14 protein-coding genes are annotated in these 15717 nt (G+C 68.4%); 5 read left to right on the top strand and 9 right to left on the bottom strand.

What is annotated here, in order from left to right:
* Positions 1-38: 38 nt before the first annotated feature.
* From ABT061_RS23045 to ABT061_RS23030, 4 genes are read right to left on the bottom strand one after another with little or no spacing between them, the layout of a single operon-like run.
* The gene (locus tag ABT061_RS23045; RefSeq protein ID WP_350921243.1) at positions 39-785 is read right to left on the bottom strand and encodes an IclR family transcriptional regulator; all 747 of its coding nucleotides are present in this window, start codon (positions 783-785) and stop codon (positions 39-41) included.
* Between the two features lie 24 nt (positions 786-809).
* On the bottom strand, positions 810-1253 hold the full coding sequence (locus ABT061_RS23040) for an SRPBCC family protein (RefSeq protein WP_350921241.1): 444 nt from the start codon (positions 1251-1253) through the stop codon (positions 810-812).
* Positions 1254-1276: 23 nt separating this feature from the next.
* Positions 1277-2182, bottom strand: a complete 906-nt coding sequence (locus ABT061_RS23035; protein WP_350921239.1) for a phosphotransferase enzyme family protein — start codon at positions 2180-2182, stop codon at positions 1277-1279.
* Entirely contained in the window at positions 2182-3630 is a 1449-nt protein-coding gene (locus ABT061_RS23030) for a helix-turn-helix domain-containing protein (RefSeq protein WP_350921237.1), read from the bottom strand. The genes ABT061_RS23035 and ABT061_RS23030 overlap by 1 nt, the downstream gene beginning before the upstream one ends.
* 232 nt (positions 3631-3862) lie before the next feature.
* Between ABT061_RS23030 and ABT061_RS23025 the strand changes: the two genes are divergently transcribed.
* The 3 genes from ABT061_RS23025 (at position 3863) to ABT061_RS23015 (ending at position 6950) form a co-directional block, all read left to right on the top strand.
* Positions 3863-4147 carry a hypothetical protein gene (locus ABT061_RS23025; RefSeq protein WP_350921234.1) on the top strand — a complete coding sequence of 95 codons (285 nt, stop codon included), beginning with the start codon at positions 3863-3865 and terminating at the stop codon, positions 4145-4147.
* A gap of 279 nt (positions 4148-4426) precedes the next feature.
* Complete coding sequence (locus ABT061_RS23020) at positions 4427-5155, top strand: glycosyltransferase family 2 protein (protein ID WP_350921232.1); 729 nt, start codon at positions 4427-4429, stop codon at positions 5153-5155.
* A 376-nt stretch (positions 5156-5531) separates the two neighbouring features.
* The gene (locus ABT061_RS23015) at positions 5532-6950 is read left to right on the top strand and encodes an amidase (protein ID WP_350921230.1); all 1419 of its coding nucleotides are present in this window, start codon (positions 5532-5534) and stop codon (positions 6948-6950) included.
* A 319-nt stretch (positions 6951-7269) separates the two neighbouring features.
* Here ABT061_RS23015 and ABT061_RS23010 read toward each other — a convergent pair whose 3' ends face one another.
* Positions 7270-7854 carry an HD domain-containing protein gene (locus tag ABT061_RS23010; protein WP_350921227.1) on the bottom strand — a complete coding sequence of 195 codons (585 nt, stop codon included), beginning with the start codon at positions 7852-7854 and terminating at the stop codon, positions 7270-7272.
* Positions 7855-8201: 347 nt separating this feature from the next.
* Entirely contained in the window at positions 8202-11765 is a 3564-nt protein-coding gene (locus ABT061_RS23005; protein WP_350921225.1) for a protein kinase domain-containing protein, read from the bottom strand.
* Positions 11766-11893: 128 nt separating this feature from the next.
* Here ABT061_RS23005 and ABT061_RS23000 point away from each other — a divergent pair, with 128 nt between their 5' ends.
* Entirely contained in the window at positions 11894-12823 is a 930-nt protein-coding gene (locus ABT061_RS23000; protein ID WP_350921222.1) for a nucleoside hydrolase, read from the top strand.
* Between the two features lie 37 nt (positions 12824-12860).
* Here the strand turns inward: ABT061_RS23000 and ABT061_RS22995 are convergent, their stop codons facing one another.
* Both ABT061_RS22995 and ABT061_RS22990 read right to left on the bottom strand, forming a co-directional pair.
* Positions 12861-13226 carry an STAS domain-containing protein gene (locus ABT061_RS22995; protein WP_350921220.1) on the bottom strand — a complete coding sequence of 122 codons (366 nt, stop codon included), beginning with the start codon at positions 13224-13226 and terminating at the stop codon, positions 12861-12863.
* A 99-nt stretch (positions 13227-13325) separates the two neighbouring features.
* A complete protein-coding gene (locus tag ABT061_RS22990) occupies positions 13326-13700 on the bottom strand; it encodes an STAS domain-containing protein (RefSeq protein ID WP_350921218.1) in 375 nt (124 codons plus the stop codon).
* Between the two features lie 143 nt (positions 13701-13843).
* On the opposite strand from ABT061_RS22990, the gene ABT061_RS22985 reads away from it, so the two are divergent.
* A complete protein-coding gene (locus tag ABT061_RS22985; RefSeq protein WP_350921215.1) occupies positions 13844-14047 on the top strand; it encodes a hypothetical protein in 204 nt (67 codons plus the stop codon).
* 312 nt (positions 14048-14359) lie between these two features.
* Here ABT061_RS22985 and ABT061_RS22980 read toward each other — a convergent pair whose 3' ends face one another.
* Entirely contained in the window at positions 14360-15700 is a 1341-nt protein-coding gene (locus tag ABT061_RS22980) for an APC family permease (RefSeq protein WP_350921213.1), read from the bottom strand.
* Between the last annotated feature and the right edge of the window lie 17 nt (positions 15701-15717).

Below are 15717 nucleotides of genomic sequence, written 5' to 3'. Positions count from 1 at the left end.
CCCCCGCACGCGTCACTCTTCCGTTCAGCGGAAATCTTTCAGCGCTGGAGGGCGGCGAGATCTCGGGAGAGCGCCCCGGCCGCGGTCCGCACGGCGGATGCCAGCCGGCGCGGGTCGGCGCTGTGCCGCCAGGCCACCAGTGACAGCGCCGCCACCACCCGGCCGCCCGCCCCCCGTACCGGCACCGCGACCGAGCAGGTGCCCACCGACATCTCCTCCTGCGTGCAGGCGACCCCGGTCCGGCGGACCTCCTCCAGCTCGGTACGGAGCCGCGTGGGGTCCACCACCGTGTTGGGCGCGTGCGGGGTGAGCTCCCCGGCGAGCACCCGCTCCACCGTCTCCGGGTCCGCGAAGGCCAGCAGGACCTTGCCGACCCCGGTCGCGTGCAGCGGCAGCCCTCCGGCCACCCGCGAGACGATCGGCACGGAGGTGGGCCCGCGCAGTCGCTCCACGTACAGCGCCCGGTCGCCGCGGAGCACCGCGAGCTGCACGTTCTCGCGGGTCGCGGCGTAGAGGTCCTCCATGTACGGCAGGGCGAGCTCACGCAGCTCCCGCGGTTCCGCCGCCTGGGCACCGATCTGCCACAGGAGCATCCCGACCCGGTAGGAGCCGTCGGGGAGCCGCTCCACGAAGCCGCCCGCCACCAGCTCCCCGACCAGCCGGTGGCCGGTGGCGGGAGGCAGCTCGGCCCGGCGGCAGATCTCGGTGAGCGTCAGCCTCACGTCTCCCGGCAGGAACGCGCCGAGGATCGCCATCACCTTCCCGGTGACCGTGGGCGCTCTCACGCGTCCCGCTTCGGCCGCCGAGGCCTAGGAGGCGGAACCCAGGCGGGCGGCCAGGATCCCGGCGCGGGCGAGCTGCACCTCGCGAGCCTTCTTCGCGGCGTAGCCCAGCATCGGCCTGACCCAGGCGTGCACCACGAGGATGTCTTCAACCTCGGTTCCCCCGTCCTTCTCGCTGAGAGTGAACCGGTACTCCAGACGCACCCCGCCGGGACTGTCGACCTCGCCCTCGACGGTCCGCGGCGTGTTCCGCAACGTCACCTTGATCATGTTGTCGTACTTGACGACGCCGAGGAACTTGAAGCGTTCCACCGAGGTGTAGCGGGTCTCGGCCTCCCCCTGCTCGATGTCCTTGACCGCGACCACCATGGGCGAGAGCCCAATGTAGCTCTGCGGCTGGCTCAGGTGGGCACGGAGCGCCTCCGGAGTGTTACGGACATGAAAAGTATTACGAAGCGTGACCTTTGGCATGCTCTGTCCCCGCTTGAAGATCTTTATTGAGAGACACTAGCGGGTTCCGCCATGTACCAGCGAGCATGTTGTTCACCTCGGGTGAGGGAATCGAGCCTGCGAGGCAACTCGCGCCGGGAGAAGGGGTCCGCGGCGGCGTTGCGGATGTGGATGCCCACCGCGTAGATGTCCCTGACCTCCATGAGAGTGGAGTATCCCGGCCAGGAACGCAGATCGCTGCCGTACGCGTCGGCGAACGCGTCCACGTCGGCGGCGGTCAGTCCGAAGCGCCGCTGGCCGTGGTAGGTGTGGACCAGGTCCCACTCACGGGGGCCGACCGCGACGCCGTCCCAGTCGCAGAGCACCACATGGCCGTCCGTGCAACGCAGCAGGTTGTCGATCCAGGCGTCACCGTGCAGCAGCACGGGCTCGTCGTCCACGCCGAGGTCCAGCCAGCGCTCCGTCAGCTCCGCGATGCGGTCGCGCAGCCAGGCCCGCTGGCAGGGGGTGAGCTCTTCGGAGCGGTCCACGGCGCGGCGCACCTCGCACAGCGGGTCGACGAACCGCCGCAGAGCCATCGGCGGCACCGGCAGCAGGTGCAGGCTGCGCAGGATCTCACCCAGCTCCGTGGTGGTGGGGCGGCCGCTGGCCGGCACGTAGTGCCAGAACGTGACGACCCTGCCCTCGTGCACCACGGGCTGCTCGGAGATCTCATCGGCCGGGCGCACCGCGGGGAACCCCTGCTCGGCGAGCCAGCGGGCCACCGCGAGAACCAGCGGCAGCCGGGTCAGCGCGTTGGGCGCGGTGGCGATCCTGACCACGATCTCGCTACGCAGCTTGAAGACGGCGTTGCTGCGCACCCGCAGCAACTCCGCGTCCCGGTGATCGATGCCGAGATCCTCGCAGACCTCCCGCAGGACGGTGAAGGCCTCCTCGGCGAGCGACCCCATCAGCTGACCGGAGCCGCGCCGGTGACCAGGTCGTTCAGGCGGCGCACCGCCGCCGCCCTGTGCCTGGTCTGCGGCACCTCCGACAGCAGCGCCCTCGCGCGGTTGAGCACGATGGAGGTGCGGTGCTCCTGCGGGACCTGAAGCAGTGCCTTCTCCGCCAGATGGCAGGCGTCGTCGATCTTGCCGTCGCGGACCAGGTGCGCCGCCTGGTCGAGCAGGATCAGCACCGGGTCGATGGCGTACGGTTCCGAAGGGCTGGTGGGCCCCGGCTTCCAGTCGACATCCTCCCCCAGCTCGATCAGGGTGCCGATCCGGTAGAACTGCAGCCGCCGCTCGGAGAAGCGGAAGGCCAGGTGGTCGTGGCCCTCGGGAGGCATCCTGGCGAAGATCCGCTCCGCCTCGGCCAGCGCGACCCTGGCCGCCTTGTGCTCGCCCATCCGGGCCAGTGCCCGCGCCTCGGCCGCCGCGCCGAGCGCCGCCGGGGAACTGGGCGCGCTCCCCGCGAGCATCCTGGCCTCGCGCGCCAGCCGCACGGTCTCGGCCAGGTCTCCGTAGTAGTACGGCAGCATCGCCTGCTGTGCCCGGACGAGGGCGCGCAACCGCACGTCACCCATGTCGTCGGAGGCGTTGCGCGCGGTGCCGTACCAGGCGTGGGCCTGGCGGGTGTCGCCGAGCTTCATCAGCGCGTCGGCCGACAGCAGCGCCAGCATGACCGTGGCGTTGAGCAGGCGGCGCTGGGCCATCGCGGGCTGACGGGTCAGGGAGAGCGTCCTGACGTCCGACAGCTCCAGCATGAGCCGGTAGAGCATCGGCACCGGCGCGCTGCTGATGTACTCGCGCCGGTAACGCAGCACCTGCTCGTCGAGCCGGTCGAGCTGCTCCTCGGAGACGGTGGAGATGGCGAGCGTACGGTCCAGGTCCTGACGGGTCCGCTCCACCTCGGCCAGTAGCCGGCCCGTCATCACGGACCGCGAGCCGAGCAGAGCGTGGTGGAACAGCGCCCGTCGCTCGATGTCGTCTTCGGACCGTTCCCGCTCCTCGGCCTGGTAGGGCGAGCGTCCCTCGCCGCCGGAGACGACCACGACCTTGGCGCCTCCGCCGTCCTCGCAGTAATCTCCGGCCAGGCCCAACCTGACGGCGTTCGCGCGGTACAGTCGGGCCAGCAGATCGATGGTCTGCGGGCGCGGTCTGGCCCGGTTGTTCTCCCAGGCGTTGAGCAGGTCGATGCTGGCCCGCGCCTCGCCCAGGTCCTGGCGCTCACAGAGCTCCTCCAGCTCCTGAACGGACTGCCTGGCCGACCATCCCCTGGCCAGGCGGTGTGCCTTGAGCAGGCTCACCCCGCAGCAGCCGTGGATGGCCTGCGCGGTCTGCCAGTGGGTCCACTGCCTGGACGCCGCCTGCTCGCGCCAGCGTCGCGCACATGCGGGCGAGTGCTCACCTCGGGCCACGGCGTCCCTCTCCCGGTCGCTGTTTACACAACATTAACAAGGGCGCACCACAGCGTAAACGCGTCCGTGCACCGGATTCCCTTTATTCGCGGTTTCTCCACGGAACATCCATGACTTTCCGGTCTATTCCACTGATCCCGAGGGGGTTTGCGGAAGGACCGATTGCCTCAAGTGCCACGAAACCGCACTCTGCAAAGAGGCAAGTCACGAGTGTCCGCCAGGAGTGATCCGGATGATGGCAGAACGCGGCGAGGCCGTCGACCACCTGCGTCGGCTGGCAGCCCAGTTGGAGGCACACGCCTTCCAGGTACGCCTGAGGTCGGCAGCGGGGCTTTATCCAAGGCTCCATGTGATCAACCCGATGGCCCCCGCCAGGAGCGAGGACGTACTGGCCGCCCATGAGGACGACGGCGAGTGGTGGTTCTGGTTGTCCTGGGCCGGTCGCATCGGCCACGCGGAGGACGTCGCCACGGCCGCGGAGCGTGTGGCCAGTGTTCTTCATGTGATACGGAGATAGGTGATTCTTGGGGCTGACATGGGTAACACCCGGTGATCCAGCCCAGAATGGAGCGGCATCGTGAAAAGGATCCTGGTCGTGCAACGCCCCCGTCCCCCCCGCAGGCCGGTACCGCTCGACCTGCGCAGTCCCTCTGGTCGTACGCTCCCTTTCTGACCGTCGGCAAAGAGACCTTCCCCGTTCCCTCAGGGGGAGGTCGGGGCGACCGGCCTTCCGCCCCGGACGGGCTTGCAAGGGGCTTTCAAGCGTTCTGCAGGCGGTTCGGTAGACCTTATACGCATGAACAGCGCCCCTTTCGCCTTCAGTGTCAGTGTGGTCGTTCCCGCTATGAACGAGGCTGAGAACCTCCCCCACGTCTTCGCGACCCTGCCGTCCTGGATCGACGAGGTGATCCTGGTCGACGGCAACTCCATCGACGACACGGTGGCCGTGGCCAAGGCCCTCCGGCCCGGACTGCGTGTCGTCAGGCAGACCGGCAAAGGCAAGGGCAACGCTCTCACCGAGGGTTTCGCCGCCGCGACCGGTGACATCATCGTCATGATCGACGCCGACGGATCGACCGACGGCAAGGAGATCCACGCCTTCGTGACCGCGCTGGTCGAGGGCGCCGACTTCGCCAAGGGCTCGCGCTGCGCCCCCGGCGGAGGATCCGACGACATCAGCCCGATCCGCTCGCTCGGCAACACGGTGCTGACCAAGATGACCAACCGGCTGTACGGCACCCGCTACACCGACCTGTGCTACGGCTACAACGCCTTCTGGGCCCGCCACCTGGACGTGCTCGACCTCGACTGCGACGGCTTCGAGATCGAGACGCTGATGAACATCCGCGCCGCCCAGGCCGGACTCGTCATCCGCGAGGTCCCCAGCCACGAGCGCAGCCGGATCCACGGCGCCAGCAACCTGCACGCCGTCCGCGACGGCCTTCGGGTGCTCCGCACCATCCTCCGCGAGCGCGAGGGCCGCGTCGGCAGCGCCCGGCTCCACCGGGAACAGGTCGCCGCCTGACCCCCTCGGCCGGCGAGATCGCACGAAGGCCCTCGGACGATCCCCCGGTACCCGTAGAGCATCTTCGAGATCTTCAACATGGCCGCGTCGTCCTGACCGAACCGCAACGCGTTGAGCAGGTCGGTCCACAGCCTTTCGAGGCGAGGACTTCCGAGAACGGGGCCCAGTGCGCAACGTACGGCCGGCTCAGCACTTCCGAGAACGGCGACCGGACGGCAACGCCGTCGGCCTGCCGGGCCCGTGAATTCGTTCGACCGCCGGGCCGGCGGCTGCCACGATGAACCTGATGTTCCGAGCGTAGTAGCACATCGATTCCGCCAAGGGGATGGTCGCCGACCACCCCCCAGTCATCGATGTGCGAAACCAAGGACTCATCATGCAAATTCACGAATACGCGAGCTTTGACGCCATCGGCCTCCGTGACCTGATCAAGGCGGGCGAGGTCACCGCCACAGAGGTCGAAGCCGTCGCCCGAGAGGCCATCGCGATCGCGGACGCCGAGCTGAACGGGCTGGCGCTCCCCCCGTTCGATCCCGCGCTCGGCCACGTTGTGGACGGCCCCCTGGCCGGGGTGCCGTTCCTGATCAAAGACCACGGACCGGTGGCCGAGGGCGTGCCGTTCTTCCTCGGCAGCCGGGCACTGCCGGGCATCCCCGCCCAGCGCGACACCGACCTGATGACCCGCTTCAGGGCCGCCGGGCTGGTCACGCTCGGCCTCACCACCGTGCCGGAGATGGTGCTCAGCTTCTCCACCGAATCCCTCAGGTACGGGCCCACCCGCAACCCCTGGGATCGTGATCGCGGCGTCGGCGGATCGAGCGGCGGCGCCGCAGCCCTGGTCGCGGCCGGTGCCGTCCCGCTCGCGCATGCCAGCGACGGCGCCGGGTCCATCCGGGTTCCCGCGTCCTGCTGCGGGCTGGTCGGGCTCAAGCCGAGCCGGGGCCGGGTCCCGTGCGGTCCCGGCATGGGCGAGCCGATGCTCGGCATGGCGTACGAGTTCGGGCTCACCCGCACCGTCCGCGACGCCGCCCACCTGCTTGACGCCGTACACGGGCCTGGCGTCGGCGACAAGTACACCGCGCCTCCCCCGAGCGGCCGGTACGCCGGCGAGTTGGGCGTTGACCCCGGCTCACTGCGGGTGGCGGTGACCACCGAGGCCTGGTCGGGGGCGGAAGTGGACGGCGAGGTGGCCGCGGCGGCCGTCCAGGTCGGGCACATGCTGGAACGGCTGGGCCATGCTGTCACCTTCGGCCGTCCCGAGCTCGACTGGGACGATGTGCTGGCGAGCGCGATGGCCGAAGGCGTCGCGATCGCCTCGATGTTGCTGCGAGCGCCCCGGCAACCCGACCCCGACCACTTGGAGGCGGTCTCCCGGCAGTTGATACGAGTGGCCGGCGCATACACGGCGATGGACATGATGAACGCCTTCGACGCGCAGAACCGAGTGACCCGATCGGTGGCCATGTTCCTCACCGGGCACGACCTGCTGATCACCCCGACGCTGGGACGCCTGCCCGCGCCCCACGGCACCCTGCGCTACAACGACCCCGGTCACACTTTCGCCACGTGGCTGGACTCGCTGTTCGACTACGGGCCGTTCACGATGGTCTTCAACGCCTCCGGCCACCCGGCGATCAGCCTGCCACTCTGCCAGAGCGAGAACGGGTTGCCGATCGGCGTCCAGCTCATCGCCCCGTACGGCCGCGAGGACCTGCTGTTCCAGATCTCCTCCCAGCTGGAACAGGTCATGCCCTGGCACCGGCGAACCCCCGCCTTCTTCGTCGGGAGGAGTTGACCGGCGGCGCGGCCGTCGCTCCTGATCGGAAGCTCCTTCAACCGCCGGCTGTCCGGCGCCGGAATCCGTTCCAGCGGACCGGCGAGCGCGAGTTCCGAGTAGATGTCCAGGACGCGGCGGCGGGCGACCCGACCGGCCGGCGAGCCGGTGCACGGAGCCGCGGCGGCAGGCCGGTCTCAGGCAGGACGCGCGCCCTGGCAGACGGGCGCTCCCGCACGGACCTTCCCCCGGCCTTCGGGCCGGGGGAAGGTCCGTGCTCCGCAGGACGCACCCGCCTCGCTCTTCCTCAAGGTCCCCGCCCGAGGTCGGCCGGCGAGCGTCAGATGTCCCGCTCCCCGTTGAGCACGCGTGTCACCCACTCCAGCGACCCCGTGCTGAGTGCTTCGTCCGCGAGGCGTTTGGCGGACGGCGTCTTCAGCGCGGCGAGAGAGCTGTCGATCCACGGCTGCACGTTCTGATGCCCCTGCTCGCGGTACTCGATCGCCTGGATCAGGCACTCCAGCTTGTCCGCGTCGCGGGCGCAGACGGCTTCGAGGCTGGTCTTCTCCTCGTACTCACCGACCGCGCCGCTCACCATCTCCGCCACGGGCCCGGGGAGACCGCGCACCTGGTCGGCGGTGACATCCTCGTTCTGTGCCGCCTTCAGGTAGGGCTTGGCGAGGTAGGGAATGTCGGTGACCCGCGTCTCCTGCGTGTCGTGGAACAGGCTCATGAAGGCCGCGCGCTCGGGGTTGCCGCCTTCCAACGCGGTGATCACGCTTGCGATGATCGCCGTCCGGAAGGAGTGGTCGGCGATGCTTTCCGGGTCCCGTACTCCCGCGACCAGCCAGCCCGTGCGCCTGTAGCGCTTGAGCAGCCCGATCTCGTATAGCAGGCCGGCCAGCCTCGACGGTTCCTCGGCCATGGAAGCCCCCTCTCCCCCTCGGTGGATCACACTCGGAGCGTAGATGATCGCCTCCGACTCCTGCCGGGACCGCGGCGACACGGTGGCCTCGTCCAGCGTACGGACAACCGCGTCCCCGAGGGCATCGGCCGCTCAGGGGTCCGGTGCCGAGGGACGCGGCACGATCGGCGTTCACAGCGTGTGCGCCACCACATCCGCGTAGGGATCGGTGAAGTCCAGCTTGCCGATCAGATGCTCGGGAAGCACGGTCCCACGCCAGGTGTCCAGACTCGGTTCGACCATCAACCGCCCGACCATACGGCGGCGGTGAAACGCTCCAGAACGCTTCGACCACTGCGACATTCGAGCTAGCAGACATTTTCATACGACACCTCTGGAAGATATTGCGCCCATTCCTCGGCAGTGAGGGATCGCCCGGCGATGGCGCACAGAGAGGAGAACGGGTCGGCGGGCGTTGCCACCTCCCAGAGCCGGACGGTCTTGTCCACGCCTGTGGTGGCGAGAACGGTCCCGTCGGGACTGAAGACCACAGCGTTCACGATGTCGGTGTGGCCGGTGAGGGGTTGGCCGATCTGTCGGCGAGTGGCCACGTCCCACAGGCGGACGGTCCCGTCGTCACCCGCGGTAGCGAGAACGGTCCCGTCGGGGCTGAAGGCCACCGCGCGTACGACGTCGGTGTGACCGGTGAGAGGCTGACCGACCTGCTTACGGGTGGCCACGTCCCACAGCCGGACGGCGTTGTCGTCACCCGCGGTGGCGAGGGTCGTACCGCGAGGGCTCAAGGCCAGTGTGAGCGCTGCGAAGTTACGGCCGGCAAGCGGTTGGCCGATCTGGCGGTGAGTGACTCCGCTCCAGAGGCGGATGGTGTTGTCGTTACCGACGGTTGCCAGAGTTGTGCCATCGGAGCTGAAAACCGTCGCGTTCACGGTTCTGGTGTGACCGGTGAGGGGTTGACCGACCTGCTTACGGGTGGCCACATCCCACAGCCGGACGGCGTTGTCGTCACCCGCGGCGGCGAGGGTCGCACCGTTGGGGCTGAAGGCCACCGCGCTCACGAAGCCGGGACCGATGGAGAGTTCGCCGACCTGGCGGTGAGTGTCCCCGTCCCAGATTCGGACGCTCTTGTCGTCGCTTGCGGTGACCAGAGTCGCGCCGTCGGGGCTGAACGCCATCGCGCTCACGAATTCGGTGTGGCCGGTGAGGGGTCGGCCGATCTGGCGGTGAGTCTCCCTGTCCCAGAGCCGGACAGCACTCTTGTCGTCCCTTGAGATGGCCAGAGTCGTGCCGTCGGGACTGAAAGCCACCGCACGTGCGAAGTCGGGGCCGGTAAAAGACCGGCCGATCTGGCGGTGGGTGGCCACATCCCAGAGCCAGACGGTCTCGCCGCGACCTGTGGTGGCGAGGGTCGCACCGTTGGGGCTGAAGGCCACCGCGGCGTTCGCGGAATCGGTGTGGCCGCTGAGGGGCTGGCCGAGCTGCTCGCCGGTGGCCACGTCCCACAGGCGGGCGGTGTCATCGTCGCTCACCGTGGCGAGGATGCTTCCGCCGGGGCCGAAGGCCACAGCGTGCACAGTCCTGGTGTGGCCGGTGAGAGGCTGACCGACCTGCCTGCCAGTGGCCGCGTCCCAGAGCCGAGCGGTCCTGTCGTCGCTCGCGGTGGCGAGAACGGTCCCGTCGGGACTGAAAGCCACCGCGTTCACGAAATCGGTGTGACCGGTGAGGGGGCGGCCGACCTGCCGGCGAGTGGCCACGTCCCACAGCCGGACGGTCTTATCCAAGCCACCGGTGGCGAGAACAGTCCCATCGGGACTGAAAGCCACCGCGTTCACGGAATTGTTGTGACCGGTGAGAGACCGACCGACCTGCCTGCCAGTGGCCACGTCCCACAGCCGGACGGTCTTGTCCAAGCCGCCGGTGGCGAGAACGGTCCCATCAGGACTGAAAGCCACCACGTTCACGCCTTCGGTGTGACCGGTGAGAGACCCGACCTGCCTGCCAGTGGCCACATTCCACAGCCGGACGGTCTTATCCAGGCCACCGGTGGCGAGAACGGTCCCATCAGGACTGAAAGCCACCGCACGTACGATGTCGGTGTGGCCGGTGAGAGGCTGACCGACCTGCCGACGAGTGGCCACGTCCCACAGCCGAGCGGTCCCGTCGTCACTCGCGGTGGCGAGAACGGTCCCATCGGGACTGAAAGCCACCGCGTTCACGGAATTGGTGTGGCCGACCAGTTCTTCTCGTGCCGGGTCGGCGAGAATGTCGAGCATGATGTGGCGGGCTTCGGGAGTGGGAGCAAAATGCCGTGATGTGACAGCAAGCAATTGGGCTATCTTGGGATCGGCTGTTCTGAGTTCTGCGCTCTGCAGCGCAAGTTGGCGAGACAGAGCCACCCTGGCCTGCTTCTCCGCCTTGGTCCGCTCCCCCTCGGCTATCGACCGCTGAACGTCGGCGTTGTTGGCCGCGTTGACAGCGGCACCAGCTCCCGCCAATGCCCCGATCAGCAGAATCACCAGGCTGATCACAGCCAGACGGCGTTGCCTGACGCCACGGGTCACGGCGCGGGTACTGGCCTCAAGAAAAGTGCGTTCCAGCCGGGTCAGCGTCAGCTGGCGACGACCGGCGGCCGCCCATCGCTGGACGGTCTCCAGGCGATTGCCGCGAAGCAGGTCCCCGTCTTTGCGTTCGTGCTCTTCCCAGTGTCGGGCCGCGGTGGTCAGCCCGTCCAGGATCGCCAGTCCGTCCCGATCGGCATCCACCCATCGGCGCAGCCGCGGCCAGGCGCGTAACACCGCCGGACGCAACAGGCTGATCTCCTCTTCGCGAGTGGAGATCAGGTAGGAGAACGTCTCCAGGATGCGTTGGACCGCGGCTCGCTCTGGCTCTGGCCGCTCCTGCAGCAGGTCGGCCGTCGATGCCGGGCGGGCGGTCTCCACGTTGTCCTCGCCGATGACCACCAGCCGCAGGAAGACATCTGGCACCAGCTCCCGCTCGGCGCTGCTCAACGCCTTGTACGCCTGTTCGGCCAACATGCCAAGCCCCGGATCCGCCCCCTCGGGTGCTCGGATCCCACGCGCCCGCGCACTGCCCGCGCTGAGCAGCCCAGCGGCACCGGCTCCGCTGCCGCTCACCAACGCCAGCAGCAACTCCCGCGCCGACGGCCGTGCGTCGGGATCCTTCGCCAGTGCCGCGGCCACCAAGGCCCTCATCGAAGCCGGCAACGCACTCAGATCCGGCTCCAGCGACAGCACCCGATGCATCGTCGCGCCCAGGCTTTCGGCCCGGAAGGCGTCCTGACCGGTGACGGCGAACAGCATGATGGCACCCCAGGCGAAAACATCCGCCGCCGCCTCGGCATGCCTTCCGGTGAACACCTCCGGGGCTATGTACGGCGGCGTGCCCGCGACCACTCCGGCCGAGCTCAGCGACATCTCCTCGGTCCGCGCTATGCCGAAGTCGATGACCCGCGGCCCGTCAGCCGCCAGTAGCACGTTGTCCGGCTTCAGGTCCCGGTGAACGACCCCGGCATCGTGCACAGCGGTGAGTGCTGTGGCGATCGCGGTGGCCAGCCGGTGCAGATCGTCTCCTGTGAACCGGCGTCCGCTCCGCACCACCTGGCGCAGGCTCGCCCCCTCGATGTACTCGCTGACGATGTATGGCTTGTCCCCGTTCGCATCGGCATCGAGCACGCGAGCCGTACAGAAAGACGCCACCCGCTGAGCCGCGGTGACTTCGCGCTGGAAGCGGTCCCGCAACCCGGGATCGTTGGAGGCGTGCAGCACCTTGAGCGCGACCCGTGCGCCCTGTTCGTCATAGGCTTCATAGACGACACCCTGACCCCCCTCGCCGAGCCGTCCGGCCAGCCAGTACTGCCCGATTCGCTGTGGATCTCTCGCTGTTAACGCGCCCATCCGATCACTCCGTCGCTGTGAGTCGCCGACCGGTTGGACGCGCCAGGAATTCCGAATGTTCTGAAGCGCGAACGCGATAAATGGCTGGCTTCGTTCTGCACTGACTTCGTATGGTCAACGAACATTCAATGCTCTTCACCATGGCGCGGGGAAGGTCACGAGACGCGATGCTGGATCTACTGCTCGATCTGGAGACCCAGGATCCCGACGATGTGCTGACCCTGTGCCTGGTCGCGACCCATCCGGCGGTACGACTGCGCGCCGTCACCGTCACCCCCGGGTCAGCGGCCCAGGTAGGGCTGGTCCGGCACGTGCTCAGACTGGTCGGCCGAGACGACGTCCCGGTGGGCGCCAGTGATCCCGGCACCGGCAAGGACCATGTGTCCGCCTTCCATCACCGCTGGCTCGGCGCTCCCGTGCCGGCTCTGCCGGACGCCCCGCCCGGCGCCCTGATCGCCCGGACCCTGGAGCGCCACCCCCGGGCCACGCTTCTCACCGGCGGGCCGCTGCACAACCTCCGGCGGTTCCTCGACGAGCAGGCGGGGGTGAGGCTGAGCCGGTGGGTGGCCCAGGGCGGGTTCGCCGGTGACAACATCGTGCCGCCCGAGCACCGGCTGCCGAAGTTCGACGGCCGTACCGCGTGCCCGACGTTCAATTTCAACGGCGCCCCCGAGGCGGCCCGGCTCGCGCTGTCGTCCGGTGACCGGATCGCCCGGCGCGAACTGGTGTCCAAGAACGTCACCCACGGAGTTCGCTACGACCGGGAGTTCCACGAGCGGCTGCGGCCGTACCGGGACCGCGCGGCCGGACTCGCCCTGGTGTTCTCGGGCATGGAGCACTACCTGCGCAAGAAGCCGGGGGGAAAGCTGCTGCACGACCCCACCGCGGCCTGCGTGGCCATCGACCACGCCATCGCCGGCTGGGCGGAGGTCGAGATGGTCCGGGAGGAGGGCGGCGCGTGGGGCGCGCGGCCGGCCGCCGGCAGCCAGACGTTCATCACGACCGCGATCGATCGCGAGCGGCTCTTCGAGACCTTTGTCGGCGAGGGCACCGTTTGATCTCGCACGGTGGTCGCGCGTCGTGCGGAACCTCGCCTCAGGCCGCTTCCAGCGCCTCGGCCACGGAAGGGAACATCTCGAACACCTGGGTCAGACCGGCCAGGTTGAGCCGCCGGGCGAGGTTGCCCTGAACTCCGGTGAGGATGACCCGCACTCCCTCGCTCAGGCCGTGGTGGCGAACCTGGAGCAACTCGCCGATCCCCGAGGAGTCACAGAAGGTCAGGGCCGACAGGTCGAGGATGAGAAGCTGCGAGGGCAGGGCACTCCACGCCCTTCCCATCTCCTCCCGCAGCACCGGCGTGTGGTAGTGATCGAGCTCCCCACTCGCCCGCACGACGAGCGCGGTGCCGTGCAACCCCGAGGTGGCGGTGAAAGCAGGCTCCGCCTCATTTCCCACGAACATGACCAACCTTCTGACCTACCTTGTCCCAAGCAACACAACTGTCTCATACGGTGTGAACCACCCCGGTGGGCCACGGAGCACGCCGGCCTCACCGGTCGTTCACATCGTTCCGGGGAACACCTTCATCGCCTCCTCAACCGTACGGCGGGTGTCGAACAGCTCTGCTACTCCGAGGCGGCTCAGCCGGTTCCTCATCGCGGCGGAGAGGCCGACGAGGACGAGCGAGCCCGTCAGACGGCGGACGCGGGTGAGGGCGTACATCAGTACGCCGTACCCGGTGGAGTCACAGAAGGTGACCTCGGTGAGGTCGATCACCAGGCGCGGGTGATCGGTCGCCCGCAGGGCGACGTCGGCCTGCTCCCTCAACAGGGGTGAGGACCCGTAGTCCAGCGCCCCCGCCGCGTACAGGGTTGTGAAGTGACGGTGCCTGTCGGTTCGGATCTGGAATCCCGCACCGCCTTCGCCCCTCGACATCGGTATCCCCTCCTGACTATGTGCCAGGTGCCCCCGAACAGGCGGTTCCAATCCTGGCGGGCACGGCCCACCGGTGGTGATACAGGGAACTCGGACCCGGCGACCTGTGGATCGGCGGCGTCGACGCCGACCACCCGGGGCAGGTGCTCATCCGGCACTTCGACGGCACCGCCTGGTCACCCGAGCACGGTCCGCTGTTCCGCGCCTACACCGCCACCCAGCAGTACGACGAGACCGACGACGTCGGCGACACCGGTCTGGTCCGGGTGCCGGGCACCGGCACGCTGTGGGCGGTGGGCTCGGTCGGCATCGGCGACGACGAGAGGGCCTTCGTGCTCCGCCGCTGAGCCTCCCCGCACGGCCACAAGGTCTCCGGCTTGGAACAGACGGGGTCCCTGCCGGAAACATACCCTCCGTACTCTGCGGACATAGCGCCCCCAACCCCTCAAACGCCACCAACGACACAGCCGGGACCCCGGGGACGATACCTCCACCCCCGAGCGGTCCGCGCTCGGCGAAAAAATCCGCGAAAAAAGTCAGTCAGCTGGCGTAGTCTCTCTCAAACTCCAACAAGGAGGGAGTACGACATGAAAAAGGTCTTAATCCTCCAAAAGCCTCGGCCACCCCGGAAACCCGCCCCCCTCGACCTCCGCACCCCCTCAGGACGAGCGCTGCCCTTCTGACAGGAAGAGCCGGTTGACGAACCAGAGGATCATCCCGATCGCGAGCAGGACCCCCGCTCGGATGTAGACGTCCGCCCCCCTGCCGGTGACCGGCAGCGCCAGGACGAGACAGACCAGCGCCCCCAGGGCGGGCATCCAGCTCGGCGCCCGGAAGTGCTCGTGGTCCACGCGCTCCCTGCGCAAGACCAGCACGGCCATATTGACGATCATGAAGACGCAGAGCAGTAGAAGCACCGTGGTGTCGGCCAGGTTGCCCACGTCGCCGGTGGCGACCAGCACCGCCGCGACCCCCACGGTGAAGACGATGGCCACCCACGGGGTGGATCTCGTCGAGTGGACCGACGCGAAGATTCGCGGCACGATCCCCTCCCGCGCCATGCCGTAGACCAGGCGCGAGGCCATGAGCATGTTGATCAACGCGGTGTTGCCCACCGCGAGCAGCGCGATCAGAGCGAACAACTTGGGCGGGAACGCCAGTCCGGCGACCTTGACCACTTCGAGCAACGGGCCGGACGAGGTGGTCAACGTCCTGGTGTCGACCAGCATGGTCGCCGTGAACGCGACCCCCAGGTAGATGATCGCCGCGGCGGCCAGGCCGCCGAAGAGCGCCCTGGGAAAGTCCCGCTGCGGGTTCTTGGCCTCCTCGGCGAGGTTGACCGAGTCCTCGAAACCGAGCAGCGCGTAGAAGGCGAGTGCCGTGCCTCCCAGAACGCCGAGGAAGGCGCCGTTGACCGGGTGGAACTCCAGGGCCCGGGACGGCTCGCCGTCACCGGACAGCAGGGCGTAGATCCCGATCGCGATGATGACCAGCAGGCCGAACGCCTCGATGATCGTCAGCACCACGTTGACCTTGATGGACTCGGAGATGCCGGCGAAGTTCACCAGGGTGACCAGGCCGAGGAAGATGAACGCGCCGACGACGACCGGCAGCGTGACGAACTCCGCGAGGTAGTTGCCGCCGAAGGCCCGTGCGGCGGCACTCGCCGAGGTGATCCCGCTCATCATCACCGCGAACGCCACGATAAAAGTGACAAAGGGGATATTGAACGCTTTGTTCACATAAAGCGCAGCACCCGCGGCCTGCGGATATTTACCGACGAGTTCGGCGTAGGCGGTCGCCGTCAGTGCCGCCAGCAGGAAGGCGACGAGGAAGGGCAGCCACAGGGCTCCCCCGACATAGCCCGCGACCTTCCCGACCAGCGCGTAGATCCCCGCGCCAAGGATGTCGCCCACCACGAACAGAAGCAGGACCCTGCGCCCGATGACCCGCTTGAGCGAGCGCTGACCGGAACCGGATTCGACGATCACCTCAGCCATACCCCGCTCTTACCCAC

It is taken from the genome of Streptosporangium sp. NPDC002544 (assembly GCF_040295965.1).
Taxonomy (GTDB): Bacteria; Actinomycetota; Actinomycetes; order Streptosporangiales; family Streptosporangiaceae; genus Streptosporangium.
This window is presented reverse-complemented; position numbering and strand designations above follow the sequence as displayed.

Excerpts from the sequence above, each read along its gene's own strand:
- ABT061_RS23040 (WP_350921241.1), bottom strand. The coding sequence starts at position 1,253 with ATGCCAAAGGTCACGCTTCGTAATACTTTTCATGTCCGTAACACTCCG.
- ABT061_RS23035 (WP_350921239.1), bottom strand. The coding sequence starts at position 2,182 with ATGGGGTCGCTCGCCGAGGAGGCCTTCACCGTCCTGCGGGAGGTCTGC.
- ABT061_RS23025 (WP_350921234.1), top strand. The coding sequence starts at position 3,863 with ATGATGGCAGAACGCGGCGAGGCCGTCGACCACCTGCGTCGGCTGGCA.
- ABT061_RS23020 (WP_350921232.1), top strand. The coding sequence starts at position 4,427 with ATGAACAGCGCCCCTTTCGCCTTCAGTGTCAGTGTGGTCGTTCCCGCT.
- ABT061_RS23015 (WP_350921230.1), top strand. The coding sequence starts at position 5,532 with ATGCAAATTCACGAATACGCGAGCTTTGACGCCATCGGCCTCCGTGAC.
- ABT061_RS23010 (WP_350921227.1), bottom strand. The coding sequence starts at position 7,854 with ATGGCCGAGGAACCGTCGAGGCTGGCCGGCCTGCTATACGAGATCGGG.
- ABT061_RS23005 (WP_350921225.1), bottom strand. The coding sequence starts at position 11,765 with ATGGGCGCGTTAACAGCGAGAGATCCACAGCGAATCGGGCAGTACTGG.
- ABT061_RS23000 (WP_350921222.1), top strand. The coding sequence starts at position 11,894 with ATGCTCTTCACCATGGCGCGGGGAAGGTCACGAGACGCGATGCTGGAT.
- ABT061_RS22995 (WP_350921220.1), bottom strand. The coding sequence starts at position 13,226 with ATGTTCGTGGGAAATGAGGCGGAGCCTGCTTTCACCGCCACCTCGGGG.
- ABT061_RS22990 (WP_350921218.1), bottom strand. The coding sequence starts at position 13,700 with ATGTCGAGGGGCGAAGGCGGTGCGGGATTCCAGATCCGAACCGACAGG.
- ABT061_RS22980 (WP_350921213.1), bottom strand. The coding sequence starts at position 15,700 with ATGGCTGAGGTGATCGTCGAATCCGGTTCCGGTCAGCGCTCGCTCAAG.